Source organism: Amycolatopsis sp. NPDC051061 (genome assembly GCF_040682935.1).
GTDB lineage: Bacteria > Actinomycetota > Actinomycetes > Mycobacteriales > Pseudonocardiaceae > Amycolatopsis.
In genome coordinates this window covers 45,903-59,099 of the sequence record NZ_JBFBBZ010000034.1, presented here as the reverse complement: position 1 = coordinate 59,099, position 13,197 = coordinate 45,903, and the positions used below count along the sequence as shown (strand labels likewise).

At 70.6% G+C, this 13,197-nt stretch carries 13 protein-coding genes; 7 read left to right on the top strand and 6 right to left on the bottom strand.

The features are described from left to right. Positions 1 to 9: 9 nt before the first annotated feature. The 3 genes from AB0N03_RS36085 to AB0N03_RS36075 all read right to left on the bottom strand — a co-directional run bounded on the left by AB0N03_RS36085 (position 10) and on the right by AB0N03_RS36075 (position 2,526). A complete protein-coding gene (locus AB0N03_RS36085; protein ID WP_364381541.1) occupies positions 10 to 1,674 on the bottom strand; it encodes a discoidin domain-containing protein in 1,665 nt (554 codons plus the stop codon). A gap of 106 nt (positions 1,675 to 1,780) precedes the next feature. Next, a complete protein-coding gene (locus AB0N03_RS36080; protein WP_364381538.1) occupies positions 1,781 to 2,161 on the bottom strand; it encodes a hypothetical protein in 381 nt (126 codons plus the stop codon). A 134-nt stretch (positions 2,162 to 2,295) separates the two neighbouring features. Further along, positions 2,296 to 2,526 (bottom strand): hypothetical protein, encoded by a 231-nt coding sequence (locus AB0N03_RS36075; protein ID WP_364381535.1) that lies wholly within the window; start codon positions 2,524 to 2,526, stop codon positions 2,296 to 2,298. Positions 2,527 to 2,706: 180 nt separating this feature from the next. On the opposite strand from AB0N03_RS36075, the gene AB0N03_RS36070 reads away from it, so the two are divergent. Continuing rightward, on the top strand, positions 2,707 to 3,543 hold the full coding sequence (locus AB0N03_RS36070; RefSeq protein ID WP_364381532.1) for a helix-turn-helix transcriptional regulator: 837 nt from the start codon (positions 2,707 to 2,709) through the stop codon (positions 3,541 to 3,543). After that, a complete protein-coding gene (locus tag AB0N03_RS36065) occupies positions 3,540 to 3,716 on the top strand; it encodes a DUF397 domain-containing protein (protein WP_364381529.1) in 177 nt (58 codons plus the stop codon). Before AB0N03_RS36070 ends, AB0N03_RS36065 begins: the two co-directional genes overlap by 4 nt. On the opposite strand, the gene AB0N03_RS36060 is transcribed toward AB0N03_RS36065, so the two are convergent. Both AB0N03_RS36060 and AB0N03_RS36055 read right to left on the bottom strand, forming a co-directional pair. Further along, complete coding sequence (locus tag AB0N03_RS36060) at positions 3,708 to 4,253, bottom strand: SRPBCC family protein (protein WP_364381527.1); 546 nt, start codon at positions 4,251 to 4,253, stop codon at positions 3,708 to 3,710. The genes AB0N03_RS36065 and AB0N03_RS36060 overlap by 9 nt on opposite strands. 39 nt (positions 4,254 to 4,292) lie before the next feature. Beyond that, a complete protein-coding gene (locus AB0N03_RS36055) occupies positions 4,293 to 5,921 on the bottom strand; it encodes an FAD-dependent monooxygenase (RefSeq protein WP_364381524.1) in 1,629 nt (542 codons plus the stop codon). A 196-nt stretch (positions 5,922 to 6,117) separates the two neighbouring features. Between AB0N03_RS36055 and AB0N03_RS36050 the strand changes: the two genes are divergently transcribed. Beyond that, positions 6,118 to 8,724, top strand: coding sequence for a hypothetical protein (locus AB0N03_RS36050; protein WP_364381521.1), 2,607 nt, complete (start codon positions 6,118 to 6,120; stop codon positions 8,722 to 8,724). Positions 8,725 to 8,728: 4 nt separating this feature from the next. On the opposite strand, the gene AB0N03_RS36045 is transcribed toward AB0N03_RS36050, so the two are convergent. Next, entirely contained in the window at positions 8,729 to 9,943 is a 1,215-nt protein-coding gene (locus tag AB0N03_RS36045; RefSeq protein ID WP_364381518.1) for an SGNH/GDSL hydrolase family protein, read from the bottom strand. A 433-nt stretch (positions 9,944 to 10,376) separates the two neighbouring features. Here AB0N03_RS36045 and AB0N03_RS36040 point away from each other — a divergent pair, with 433 nt between their 5' ends. The 4 genes from AB0N03_RS36040 (at position 10,377) to AB0N03_RS36025 (ending at position 13,170) form a co-directional block, all read left to right on the top strand. Beyond that, on the top strand, positions 10,377 to 11,741 hold the full coding sequence (locus AB0N03_RS36040; RefSeq protein ID WP_364381684.1) for an ATP-binding protein: 1,365 nt from the start codon (positions 10,377 to 10,379) through the stop codon (positions 11,739 to 11,741). A 64-nt stretch (positions 11,742 to 11,805) separates the two neighbouring features. After that, positions 11,806 to 12,225 carry a roadblock/LC7 domain-containing protein gene (locus AB0N03_RS36035; protein WP_364381516.1) on the top strand — a complete coding sequence of 140 codons (420 nt, stop codon included), beginning with the start codon at positions 11,806 to 11,808 and terminating at the stop codon, positions 12,223 to 12,225. Then, a complete protein-coding gene (locus AB0N03_RS36030) occupies positions 12,222 to 12,581 on the top strand; it encodes a DUF742 domain-containing protein (RefSeq protein WP_364381513.1) in 360 nt (119 codons plus the stop codon). The genes AB0N03_RS36035 and AB0N03_RS36030 overlap by 4 nt, the downstream gene beginning before the upstream one ends. Continuing rightward, positions 12,574 to 13,170, top strand: coding sequence for an ATP/GTP-binding protein (locus AB0N03_RS36025; RefSeq protein ID WP_364381681.1), 597 nt, complete (start codon positions 12,574 to 12,576; stop codon positions 13,168 to 13,170). The genes AB0N03_RS36030 and AB0N03_RS36025 overlap by 8 nt, the downstream gene beginning before the upstream one ends. Positions 13,171 to 13,197 lie beyond the last annotated feature (27 nt).

Below are 13,197 nucleotides of genomic sequence, written 5' to 3'. Positions count from 1 at the left end.
TGTCCGGGTTCAGCTGTACGCCTCGAAGCGGGCGATCTGGGCGGCCGGCCAGCCGGTGTTGCCGGTGCAGGTCACCCGGAGGAACCGGCGGCTGCCGCCGGGAACGGTGATGGTGACGCTGTTGCCGCGCGCCGGGTCGAACACGTAGCCCGTCGCCGGGACCAGCGTGTCGAACGTGGTGCCGTCGGTGGACCCGGACACGGTCAGCGTCTGGGTGCGCGTACTCCACGCGTTCGACGGCGGGACCGCCAGCACGATCCGCGTGACCGCGGCCGCCGCGCCGAGGTCGGCCTGGAGCCACTGGGGGAACGCGTTGTTCGCGCTTTCCCAGTAGCTGTCGGCGTTTCCGTCGACCGCGTTGGCCGCGCCGTAGTTCTGGGTGTGGCTGCTTTCGCCGGTGCCGCGGCCGCGGGCCAGATCGGTCGAGCCGCCGGTGGTGAGCGTCGGCGGGGTCGGGCGGACGGCGGTGAGCGGCAGCTGTCCCTTGAGCATGCGGCCGCCGTCGGCGGTCAGCCGCAGGTAGTAGTCCGACGAGCACGCCGTCCCGTCCTCGTCGAGGGCGAGCAGGCCGGCGCCGACCGGGGACATGGACGCGTTTTCCGCGGTCTTCGCGATTTGGTTGCCTTCGCCGTACTCGTCGAACATCGAGATGTAGAGGCCCTGCGCGCCGGCGCGGACCATGTTGTAGAACTGGCGCCACATGAAGTCGCCGTGGGCGCGTTGCCGGCCGGAGACGTCGCCGGGCAGCACGCACGGCTGGTAGTCGATGCCGTGGGCGGTGCAGTCGGCCCGGTCGGGCACGGTGAGGTTCTGGTACATCCAGTCCGCGCCCGCGATGTCGCCGACGGCCCCGACCATCCACGGCGAAATCATGTCGAACGCGCGGTAGACGGCGCCGAAGCCCGGCCGTGAGCCGCCGTCGCTCGTCCGCCACTCCCGCGGGACGCCGCCGATGACGTAACAACCTTGGCCCTTGAACCAGTTCACGACGTCGAGGCAGGTGCTCGCGTCCCACGGGTGGTTGCCGTCGTTGTAGCCGAAACCCCAGACGCAGACGACCGGTTTGCCGTTCTGGCGCGCGTAGGCGGGCGACGCGGTGTGCGCGGACATCTTCGCTGTCCAGTCGGCTTTCATCTCCGATTGCATGTTCGCCCAGCCGGTGGCGTCGTACATGATGTAGAACTTCCGGCCGCGCGCCTCGGCGGCGTTTCGGACCTTGGCGGCCATCGCGTCGCGCGTCGGGCCTTCGCTGCTGTTGGGATTGAAGCGCTGCAACGCGGCGGTGTCGCAGCCGTTCTGCTGCATCCACAAGAAATGCGTGTCCACGGTCTGCTGGTCGTAGGACGAGAAGAGCGTCGCGGGCGAGCCGTTTCCGAGGTTGCCGTAGGCGGTCGGGTAGGTGCGGGTGTACTCGCGCATGTCCGGCCAGGCCTTGATGACGTTGTTGCCCTGAGACGGCGGCTGCCCCCAGTTCTGGCTCCAGTGCCACCATCCGTTGATCGGCGCGCCGTCACCGGCGCAGGCGAACCACCCCTGGTACCCGACGGTGATCTTGCCGACGACGTCTCCCGGCGGACTGGCGGCGGAGGCGCCGGGCGCGCCGGCGAGGGAAAGCGCTCCCCAGGCCGAAGCGGCCGCGGCCGAACCGAGGAAAGTCCTGCGCGAGATCGCCATGCCCGTTCCCTCTCGCCACGCTGCTCGAGTACGTCTGCCGGTGAAGGGACTGTAGGCGTGTGGGCAAGAAGTGGCAATAGTCGGACTGATTTCAGAAAGTTTCGTATCAATGCATGCAAGAACGTGCTTTCGGCGGCACCTCGATGCGGGGCGCCGGGAAGAACCCGGCATCGACGTCGGCCGCGTGGGACCGGAGCAGGTCGAGCAGTTCCTCGACCTCGTCGGCTACTTCGCGCTGGTGGTCCGTCGTCGCGGTGCCGTCACGGAGCTGGACGGCCAGCACGCCCGTGCGCCACCGCACGGTTTCGAGAACGTCGACGAGCTTCTGCGTGTCGCGGGTCATGGCGGCTCCGGGAACGATCGGGTGACTGTCCGAAGTGGATACTCGGCGCAAGCCGGCGAGGACCCGGCAGAGGTGGACGTAGTACGGGTGCTCGGCGACCCGCAGATCGATCTCGGACGGCCAGGCGATTTCGGTCGACGGCACCGTGCTTCACCACCCTGGGGTGTGCTTCGAAGGGAAAAGTGGGCGCCCGGCCGGTGCGCCGGGTCGGGGGCAGGCGCACCGGCCGGGCTGATCATGGGGCGGCTTCTACGCCGCCGGGAGGAGGAAGCCGCCGGTCATCTCAGATCTCCGGGGAGATCGCGCGCCAGCAGCGACTGGGCGTGGCTCACCAGTTCGGCCATCGCTTGCCGGGGCAGGATCGCCGGCGTGCCGTCGGCGCCCAGCCGGATGGCGCGCACGAGCCCGTCGGTCGTGTCGATCAGGCCCAAGGTCACCTGGGTCGCCGCGCCGGCCGGAGTGCGCGCGGGGACGATCAGCAGCGCGCCCCGCCAACGGTGTCCTCGCATGCTCGCCCTCCCCGCTACGCTGTCAGGGGCGTGAGCTGCACGCTGACAGTGCTACCGAATGTTGGTAGCAAGTGTCAGCGCTGGCAGCGGTGTCGCGCAATGACCTGATCAGGTGATATCTGCGTCGGCCTCCACCTGCACTAGCATGTGCTGCATGGCTGGTAGCACCCGTGAGCGACGATGACCTTCGGTGACGCGCTGAAGGAGGCGCGCGAGTCGCGCGGCATCTCCCTGCGCAAGCTGGCGGTGCTCATCGGCCGCAAGGAGTCGGACTCCGGGTTGATTTCCCGGTGGGAGACCGGCGAGCGCACCCCGAAGCCGGATGACGTCGCTTCGGTGATCGAGGCGCTCGGTCTCGGGGACGACGCGGCCGCCGAGCTCATGGCGCTGGCCACCAACGCCGGGCAGAGCGGACGCTGGCACGCCGTGACGATCGCCGAGCGGCGCCAGCAGATGAACGCGCTGCTGGCCGCGGAGCGGACGGCGACGACCGTGACGCACTTGGCCCCGCTGCTGATCCCCGGCGTTCTGCAGACCAGCGCGGTCATCCGCGCCATGATGCTGGAGGGCGAGGTGCCGGTCGACGAGATCGACGAGCGCGTGGCGATCCGGATCGGGCGCCGCGACCTCATCACCCGCAGGTCGCCGGCGAAGCTCGACGTGCTGCTGGGCGAGGCGGCGATCCGGCAGGTGATCGGCGGTCGCGACGTCTGGGCGGAGCAGCTGACCTATCTCGCGGAAATGGTCGAGCTGCCCAACGTCGAGGTGCGGATCATTCCGTTCGGGGCCGGCTGGACGCCGGCGCTGGCCGGGCCGTTCATCCTGTTCGACTCCGATCAGGCGCCGTCGATCATCAGCCTCGAGCTGCATCGCGGTGGCTTGATGCTTTACGCGGACGAAGACGTCGCGGTGCACCGGCAGAAGGCCGAGGCGGCGCGGAGCAAGGCGATGGGGGAGAAGGAAAGTCTCGACCTCATCGCGAAGGTCAAGAGCGAGCTGCTGGGAGCGAAGAAATGACGAACTCGACCGGCTGGTTCAAGTCGAGCTGGAGCACCGAAACCCAGGACTGCGTCGAGGTCCGCCTCGCCGACGAGGTCGGCGTGCGCGACTCGAAGGCGCCGTCCGCCGGGCAGCTTTCGGTCGAGCGGGCCGGGTGGAGCGCCTTCCTGGCGTCCGTCACCTCAGTCTGATCCGGCCGGGCCGACCCGCTCGCGGAGCCCGGCCGCGAGACCCGCGACGGTCAGCAGGTCCAGGAGCCCGCCGCCGTACTCGGCCAGGCGGCGGCGGTGCACTCCGGCCAGGCGGAGGCGCAGGTGGACGCGGGTGCCGTCGCCGTCGGGGGTCAGGTGGATGGTCCAGCTGAGCTCGAGCCGCCCGCGGGTCGAGCGGTGGACGAGGGTGTGCGGCGGGTCGTGGGTGACGATCTCGAACGTCGCGTCGCGGCCGCCCCAGTCGTCGATGACGTCGCCGGGGCGCAGGTGCTGCAGCGCGGGGTCGATGCGGCGCAGGGCGCGGCGGCGCCGGGGGAGCAGTGCTTCGAGCCAGGTGGGCAGGTACCAGCCGGCGCGGTTCTTGCCGAGCTGGGCGAACCACGGCCACACCTGATCGGGCGGCGCGGCGAGGGTGAAACCGCGGTCCATGACGACGTCGGGGTGCGGCACGAGGTCGTCGCCGGGTGCGGCGGCGGTGACCTCGCCCGGCCGGGGTGCGACTCCGAAGGTGAACACGGGTCGATGGTTCCACGTCAGTGGATCCGCAGTGGCCGGTCAGGCTCGGTGTCCCCGTGCGTGGTCCAGCACCGCTCGCGGGTCATCGGGGGAGGTTTCGCCGCGCCAGGCGATGTACCCGTCGGGCCGGACCAGGACGTACCGGGCGGCGTAGAGACCGTGCAGATCCGGCCGGTTGAGGCGGTAGCGGCTCAGGGGCACCCCGGCCGCCGCCGCGGCGGGTTCCCATTCCGGGGCCGGCCGGGCGGCGATCTCCAGGAGCGTGAAGCCGGGGCCGAGTTCGTCCTGGAGTGACCGGTTCCGGTCGAGCCACTGGTGCGGCAGCCGGTGGCCCGGAGCGCCGGAGGGCCGGTAGTCCGAACCGGTGGAGGCCGGCGCGGGGCCGTCGTCGCGGACGACGATCGGCGAGTCCGGGTAGGCGGTGCCGAGCACGAAACCGAGGGTGTACATCTCGGCGGTCTTGGCCTGGCGGATCAGCTCGGCCGTCTTGGCGCGCAGGGCCCGGCCGTCCGGTCCGTCGTCGTCCAGCCCCGGCGCGGCGAGCTCGCCGGTCAGCACCCGCATGTTCCGTTCGGCTTCGGCGATGGCGCGCCGGGCGATGGGACGCCGTTCGGTCTCGTAGGAGCCGAGCAGGCCGTCGCCGGCCCACCCGCGCACCGCGGCCGCGAGTTTCCAGCCGAGGTCGGCGGCGTCGCCGATACCGGTGTTGGCGCCGAAGCCGCCCCAGGGCGGGTTCTGGTGGGCGGCGTCGCCGGCGAGGAAGCAGCGGCCGTCCCGGTAGCGGTCGGCGACCAGCATCCGGGCCGTCCAGGGATCGGTCGCGGTGACGGTGATCGGTTGCTCGGCCCCGATCATGCGGTGGACCGCTCGTTCGCACCACGCTTCGTCGGCGGCGTCAGGGTCTACGGGGGCGTTGATGATGATGGCCCACCACCGGTCTTCGGTGTCGAGGGTGCCCATCAAACCGTTGACGTCGGGGTCGACCACCCAGTACTGCACGGCCCGGCCGAGGCGGTGGCGGGCCGAGAGCCCCGGCGCGTCGAAGATCACCTGGATGTTGCGGATTTCGTGGCTGCGCCCGGTGAGCGGGATGCCGCAGGCCCGCCGGACGGCGCTGCGGGCGCCGTCGGCACCGACCAGGTAGCTGCCCCGCACCACGCGCTCCCGGCCGGCGTCGTCGGTCGCGATGGCCGTGACGCCGTCGGTGTCCTGCTCCAGGCCGGTCAGCGTCCAGCCCCAGTGCGCGCGGACCGTGTCCCGCCGGCTCAGGGTGTCGCGCAGGGCCTCCTCGACGTGGTTCTGCGCGCACCAGAGCGCGGGTTCGGCCAGCTCCGGTCGTTGGACGTCGCTGAGGGCGAAGACGCCGTCGAAGCGTTCGAGCCGATGTCCGGTGAGCGAGGTGCAGAAGACCGCGGAATCGGACCAGCCGAACGGCAGGCGTGCGTTGCCGCGTACCGCGTCGGCGATGCCGAGGCGCCGGAAGATCTCCATCGAGCGGGGGTTCATCTGCTTGCACCGCGGGGAGGCGAGGCTCGGCTCCGGCCGCGGTTCGAGCAGGACGCAGCCGACGCCCCGGGCGCCGAGTTCGTGGGCGAGGGTGAGGCCGACCGGGCCGCCCCCGGCGATGACGACCTCGGTGGTCTCCCCGTGATCGGTGCTGCTCGTCATGTCGGAGCTCCCCAGCCAGTCGGCGTGATCGTCTCGGCGCAGACTACGGCGAGGGCGCCCGCCTCCGAAAGACGTCGCGTCGGCGAGCCTAAAGGTAGGAACTCTGCGGGCTCAAGAGCGATCAGCTATCCCGCTTCCCCTCGTCGCGGGCTATATTCATCTGATGTATGTCCGCTGACCCCGCCGGAGAACCCCGATGCGAATCGCCACCGTCGTCGCGCACCTGGTCACCGCCGCAGCCGTTGTCGCGGCTGTCGGCGCCTACCCCGGAAGAGCCCCGGACATCCTCTACGCCGCCCCGTCCGGCCACGGCTCCGCTTGCACGTCCCCCGCCCCGTGCGACCTGGCCACGGCCCGCGACCGCGTGCGCGGGCTCGTCCCGCGGGCCGCCGGAGACGTCGTCGTCGAGCTGCGCGGCGGCACCTACGCGCTGACCACGCCGTTGCGGCTGGGGGTGCAGGACTCCGGCCGGCCGGGGCACCGCGTCGTCTACCGCGCGGCCGCCGGGCAGACGCCGGTCTTCAGCGGCGCGCTCGCGGTGAGCGGTTTCCGGAAGACGGACGCCGCCAAGAACATCTACCGCGCTCCGGTGCCGAAGGGGGTGGCGAGCCGGGAGCTGTTCGTGAACGGCGTCCGCGCGCAGCGGGCCCGCACCGCGCAGGATCCGGGCGGGTTCTCCGTGTCCGCCACCGGGTTCACCACCGCCGACGCGTCCTACACCTCCTGGACGAACGCCGCCCGGGTCGAGGTGGTCGCGAACAACGGCTGGAAACAGCTGCGCTGCCCGCTGGCCTCGATCACGCCCGGTGCGTCGGGCGGCTCGGCGCTGACCGTCGACCCCGGGTGCTGGAACAACAACCACACCTCCGTCCCCAATCCGAGCTTTCCCTTCAACGGCGCCGGGCTGCCGAGCCTCGACCGCGTGACCTGGCTCGAAAACGCCTACCAGCTGCTCGGCATCCCCGGCCAGTTCTATCTCGACGGCGACGCCGGCTTCCTCTACTACGTGCCCCGGCCCGGGGAGGACCTCGCGAAGGCCGACGTCGAACTGCCCGTCGCGCCGGAACTGCTCGACCTGGCCGGGACTCCCGGGCACCTGGCGCCGCTCGACGACACCGACTGGCGCGCGACCTACACCGGCGCCTGGAACTACTCGAACGGCCGGCACCTCGGCGACCTCGGCGCCGACGTGCACTACACGCAGAACGACGGCGACAGTTTCAGCTACACGTTCACCGGTACCGGCCTCCAGGTCCTGACCGAGACGAACTCGGACGAAGGCGACCTGGACGTCTACGTCGACGGCGTCAAGACGCAGACGGTGTCCGCCAAGAGCGCCGAGCGGCTCGCGCAGCAGGCCGTCGTCTCGGTCACCGGGCTGGCCAAGGCCGAGCACACGGTGCGCGTGGTCAAGGCCGGCGGCGACTACCTGCTGATCGACGGCTTCACGGTGATCCCCGACGTCGTCGCGCCGGTGCACGACATCGCCTTCGAGGGGATCACGTTCGCCTACACGACCTGGACCGCCCCGAGCACCGCGGGCTACCTCGACAACCAGGCCGGCATCCTCTGGGACCCGGCCACCCGGACGCCGACCCGGATCCCCGCGGCCGTGCAGGTGCACCGCGGCGCGCGGATCGCCTTCACCGGCGTGACCGTGCGGCACACCGGGACCAGCGGCATCGACCTTGCCGATCAGACCCAGGACTCGACGGTGGCGGGCGGTTCGATCACCGACATCGGCGGCACCGGCGTCGCGGTCGGGGAGGTCGACGACTACTACCAGACCCAGCCGTCGCTGATGACCAGCGGCAACACCGTGGCCGGCAACGTCGTGCAGCGGCCGGGACAGGAGTACCAGGACGCCGTCGGCGTCTGGGTGGGCCACAGCCGCGGGACCACGTTGTCCCACAACGACATCGGCTACACGCCGTACTCCGGCGTGTCGATCGGCTGGGGCTGGGGCTGGGCGTCGAGCTGCGCGCTGCAAGCCAAGCAGGGCCTGCCCGACCCGTGCCCGCACGGCACGACCTACACCGGCGGCAACCACGTGCTCGGCAACCACGTGCACAGCGTCATGGGCGTGCTGTTCGACGGTGGCCCCATCTACACCCTCGGCGGGCAGGCGGCGGGCTCGGAATTCGCCGGCAACGTTCTCGGCGAGTGCATCAACGGCTGCAACATGATCTACCACGACGAGGGCAGCTCGCTGTGGAACACCCACGACAACGTGGTGAAGTTCAGCAACGGCTCGCTGTGGCTGAACCTGTGGACGCCGACCATCCACGACGACTCCATCCACGGCAACTTCACCGACACCGACCGGTACAACAACAGCGGCACGGACATCGACCTGACACCGTCCACTGTGGTCACCGACGGCCGCTGGCCGCCCGCGGCGCAGGCGATCATCGCCGCGGCCGGGCCGGGCACCCCGCCGGGCCAGGTGCTCGACGACGACGATCTGCGCATCTCCTACACCGGGAGCTGGGCTTCGAGCGGCTCGCGGACCTACGGCGACCTCGAAGGCGGCGTGCACTACACCCAGCAGAACGGCGATGCGGCGTCGATCACCTTCACCGGGACCGGGATCGGTTTCCTGACCGAGACGAATTCCGACGAAGGTGACATCGCCGTCACGCTCGACGGGATTTCGAAAGGAACGGTCAGCGCGAACACCGCCCAGCGGCAAACCCGGTTCCCCGTTTATTCGGTGACCGGGCTCGCCGCCGGGCGGCACACGCTGACCGTTTCGAAAACGAGCGGAACCTATTTCCTGGTGGACGGGTTCCGCATCGCTTAGCGGTTCAGGAGTTCAGCAGCCGCAGGTCGACCGCGTCGGCCATGGCCTGCATGCCGGCTTCGTTCGGGTGGAGGTGATCACCCGAATCGAAGCCGGCCCGCAGGGCCGCGGGATCGGAGGGGTCTTGCAGCGCCCGGTCGAAGTCGACGACGCCGTCGAACTGACCGCTCGTGCGGATCCAGGCGTTCGCCGCCTGACGGATCGCCTCGGCGGGTTCGCTGTAGTAGCCGGCGCCTTTGTCCGGCAGCATCGTCCCGCCGAGGATGCGCACGCCGGCCGCGTGTGCCTGCCGGATCAGCTCGCGGTAACCGTCGATCAGGTGCTGCGCGGTCAGCGGGACCCCGCCGGGGCCCGCGTTGGTGCCGATGTCGTTGATGCCCTCCATCAGGATCACGGTCCGGACCCCCGGCTGCGCCAGCGCGTCGTGGCCGAATCGTGCGAGCGCGCTGACGCCCTGCCAGATGTTCGGCACGTCGGTCAGCACGCGGTTGCCGCCGATCCCGGCGTCGACCACCGCGGCCGGGTGCGGTCCGGCCAGCCGGCGGGCGAGGTCGTCCGGCCAGCGGTGGTAGACGCTCGCCGGGGTGTTGTAGCCGTCGGTGATGGAGTCGCCGAAGGCCACCACGGTGCCGCGCGTGGCGGGGGCGACGACGTCCAAACCGGACAGGTAGTACCAGGAAGTCGTGGCGGCGACGTAGTTCCCGTCGTCGGTGTCGGCCGCGTGGTCGCCCGGCTTCGAGAGGTAGGAGACGTCGAAGGCGTCGGAGTGCCAGGTCGCCGAGCTGGTCGCCTGGGGCAGGTACAGGCTCACGAGCAGGTTCTGTTCCGCGCGCACCGGCAGCGGCACCGGGTCGCTGACGACCTCTTTGCCCGCGGGGATCGTGAGCGTTCTCGCGTGCGAGAACGTCACGGTGCGCCGAGAGCTCTCGACCGCGGTCGCCCGATCGGCCTGCAGGGCAAGGCTCACGGCGCCGACGGCGAGGGGGGTGGTGCCGCGCAGGTTCGACAGGTGCACGCGTAGCGCGGCACCGCCGACGCTGGGGTGGACGACCATCCGCAGGGTCCGGTCGGTGAAGTTCGGGCCGCCGATCGTCATGCTCGGTGACCAGGCCGAAATCGGCCGGGACGCGGCGGAATCGGTTTCCGCGACGGCCGTCGTCGTGCTGCCCGAAATCAGCAAAAAGGTCGCCGCCACGGCCAGGAATGTCTTTTTGGTCATTACCGGAAATCACCTCTTTCGGTGGGAATCTTCAGTATTGCCGGGCAGTGCCGAAAATGGCCAGAGATAGTTGCCGGGAGCCGGCGCGGTGCCGGCCGCCGGACGCGCGCCGGTCGCCGCGGCGGGAGGCGACCGGTGACCGTGCCGAGCACCGAGAGTAATCAATCCGCCGGGCCCGTCGTGGTGATCTTGCTGCGTCGCCGGGCTTCCCGGCCGCCCGGGCGCGTGATCGCCCAAACCGGACCCGCGCGGCCCCGCCGATGACGTCGGCGTTATTGTCGCCGCCGTTGCGGGCGCGCTGAAACCGATCCGTGATCTCCGTCGGCAAACCGAGTACTGTTCGGACACCAATCGGACTCGAGGAAGTGGAGCGATGTCGGAACGACCGCCCGCAGAGCATCGGGAAGAACGCGAGTCAGTCGGCCGGGCCGTAATCGGGGTAGTGGTCACCGCGGTCGTCGTCGCGGCGATCTGGACGTGGATATCCCTCTCGATTTCCGGTGGTCAGGGGATTGTCGTCGCCGTCGCGGGCGCGTTCACCGGGATCGTCGCGTGTGTCGCCGTGTTCTTCGCGCTGCGGCGCACCGACCAGGTCGCGCACGAGACCGGACGGACGCAGGCCGCGCTGGACGAGGCCCGGCAAGCCCTCGAGTTCGTCCGGTCCAGCGGCGGTGAACTGACCCGGCTGCTCGACCGGACCGTGCCCGACGCCGTCGCGCGGCTGCGCGGTGGCGCGCCCGCGGACAGCGTGCTCGCCGAAGTCCCGCGCCCCGCCGACGAACTCCACCAGCGCGTCCTGCGGCTGGTGGTCGACGAAATCGCCATCGGGGAACGGCGTCGCGCGGCCGCGACCGCCGCCTGCGCGAACGCCGCGGGCCGGTTGCAGGCACTGGCGACCAGCACGCTCGGGGACCTGCGCGAAATGGAAAACCGCTCGTCCGACGCGATGCTCGGGGATCTCCTCAAGGTCGACCACAGCACGGCGCAGGCGGGCCGGCTGGCCGACAGCATCGCCGTGCTCACCGGCGCGCGCTCGGGCCGCCGGTGGACGAAACCGATCCGGATGGAGAGCATCCTGCGTGGCGCGCTCGGCCGGATCGGCGCCTACCAGCGGGTCCGGGTGCATTCCGCGAGCGGGGTGGCCGTCGTCGGCTACGCCGCGGAAGACGTCATGCACGCCCTTGCCGAACTGATGGACAACGCCACGAAGTTCTCGGCGCCGTCGGAAGAAGTGCACGTTTATGTCGAAGATCTGCACAATGGGGCCGTCATCACCATCGAGGACGGTGGCCTCGGGATGAAGGCGCAGGCCCTCGTCCGCGCCGAGCGCGCGGTGTCCCTCGACCAGCCGCTCGACCTGACCTCGATGTCGGGGACGCGGCTCGGGCTGGCCGTCGTGGGCTGCCTGGCGCGCAAGCACCGGCTGCACGTCTTCTTCCGGCCCTCCTCGCGCGGCGGGATCGGGGTCGTCATGCGGATCCCGACCCAGCTGATCACGCAGCCCCGCCCGGACACGCTGCCGGAGGCGGAAGAGCAGGCCGCCGACGTCGCGTGGCCCGGGCCCGACACGAGCCACGAGATCGCCGGCGACCTGACCGAGCCGTCGGAACTGCCGAAGCGCTCGCGCGGGCAGACGCTGACCGCCGCGTCGCGCCGGCCGCCGTCGCCCACGCCGAGCACGGCCCGGGCCGACCGGGACACCGGTTCCCGGTTCGGTGCCTTCCAACAGCGGCGCAGTGGCGGTGCGACGTCGTCGCGCCACGCCGCCACCCCGGCGGAGACCGGCGAAGACGCGTGACCTCCTACACCCGCACCCCGCCAGATTGGAGCGAGGGGACCCGCCAGGCCGGTCCCCGGATTCGATGACTGATTCGGACAAGAGCCTCGAATGGCTCCTTGAAAACCTCGTCGGCAACACCGCCGGCGCGTGTCACGCACTCGTGCTGTCGCGTGACGGACTGAAGCTCTGCCACACCCAAGGCCTCACCGTCGACCGCGCCGACCAGCTGGCCGCGATCGCGGCCGGGGTCCAGGCGCTGGCGCACGGCGCGTCGGTCGAGTTCGGCGACGGCACCGGCGGCGTGCGGAACTCGATGACCGAGTTCCACGGCGGGATCCTCTTCATCGTCGAGGCCGGGGTCGGCTCGCACCTGGCCGTGATCGCGACCGAGGACGCCGACGTGGGCCTGATCGGGCACAACATGGACGAGCTGGTGGAGCAGATCGGCTCGGTCTTCACCGCCCCGCCGCGGTTCGTGGCGGCTGACCACCCGGCTTCGTGACGCGTTCGGCGCTCGACGGGGAAGACCCGGACCGGCTCTACACGGTCACGGGCGGGCGCAGCAGCGCGGACGACATCGACCTCGACCTCGTCACGCTGATCGTCCGGGAGTCGTTGCCGTCGGCGGGCATGCAGTCCGAACACGTCCGGATCCTCGAGATCGCCGCCAAACCGACGTCCGTCGTGGAGCTGTCGTCCGATCTGTCCCTCCCGGTGAGCGTGGTCAAGATCCTGCTCGCGGACCTGCTGGCCACGGGCAAGGTGTCCGCCCGACATCCGTCGTCGGCCCAGGCCGCGGGACGGACCTCCGACTCGGAATTCCTCAAGAAGGTGCTCGTTGGACTCCGCAATCTCTGAACAAGACGAACGGCTGCCCCTGGCCGAAACCGCGACCGACGGCCTGAAGATCGTCATCGTCGGCGGCTTCGGCGTCGGGAAGACGACCATGGTCCGGTCGGTCAGCGAGATCCGGCCGCTGAGTACCGAGGAGACGATGACCCAGGCGGGGATCGGCGTCGACCACACCCGCGGGGTGCAGGGCAAGACGACGACCACGGTGGCGTTCGACTTCGGCCGGATCAGCCTCGACGAGCAGCTGGTGCTCTACCTGTTCGGGGCGCCGGGCCAGGAACGGTTCTGGTTCCTCTGGGACAGCCTCTTCGCCGGCACCCTCGGCGCCGTCGTCCTGGTGGACGCCCGGCGGCTGGCCGAATCCTGGTACGCGATCGACCGGCTCGAGCACCACGGGACGCCGTTCATCGTGGCGCGCAACAACTTCGGCTCGCCGAAGCACAGCCTCGACGACGTCCGCGCCGCACTCGACCTGTCCGACGAGGTGCCGCTCGTCGACTGCGACGCCCGCGACCGGGACTCGTCCAAGCAGGTGCTGATCTCGCTCGTCGACCACCTCTACACCCTGTCCAAAGTCCGGGAGGGCGCATCGTGACCGGTTTCCAGACCAGCACCCCGGCGA

Bases quoted from the DNA above. Each gene is read 5' to 3' on its own strand.
- AB0N03_RS36085 (WP_364381541.1), bottom strand. From the start codon at position 1,674: ATGGCGATCTCGCGCAGGACTTTCCTCGGTTCGGCCGCGGCCGCTTCG.
- AB0N03_RS36075 (WP_364381535.1), bottom strand. From the start codon at position 2,526: ATGCGAGGACACCGTTGGCGGGGCGCGCTGCTGATCGTCCCCGCGCGC.
- AB0N03_RS36070 (WP_364381532.1), top strand. From the start codon at position 2,707: ATGACCTTCGGTGACGCGCTGAAGGAGGCGCGCGAGTCGCGCGGCATC.
- AB0N03_RS36065 (WP_364381529.1), top strand. From the start codon at position 3,540: ATGACGAACTCGACCGGCTGGTTCAAGTCGAGCTGGAGCACCGAAACC.
- AB0N03_RS36055 (WP_364381524.1), bottom strand. From the start codon at position 5,921: ATGACGAGCAGCACCGATCACGGGGAGACCACCGAGGTCGTCATCGCC.
- AB0N03_RS36050 (WP_364381521.1), top strand. From the start codon at position 6,118: ATGCGAATCGCCACCGTCGTCGCGCACCTGGTCACCGCCGCAGCCGTT.
- AB0N03_RS36045 (WP_364381518.1), bottom strand. From the start codon at position 9,943: ATGACCAAAAAGACATTCCTGGCCGTGGCGGCGACCTTTTTGCTGATT.
- AB0N03_RS36035 (WP_364381516.1), top strand. From the start codon at position 11,806: ATGACTGATTCGGACAAGAGCCTCGAATGGCTCCTTGAAAACCTCGTC.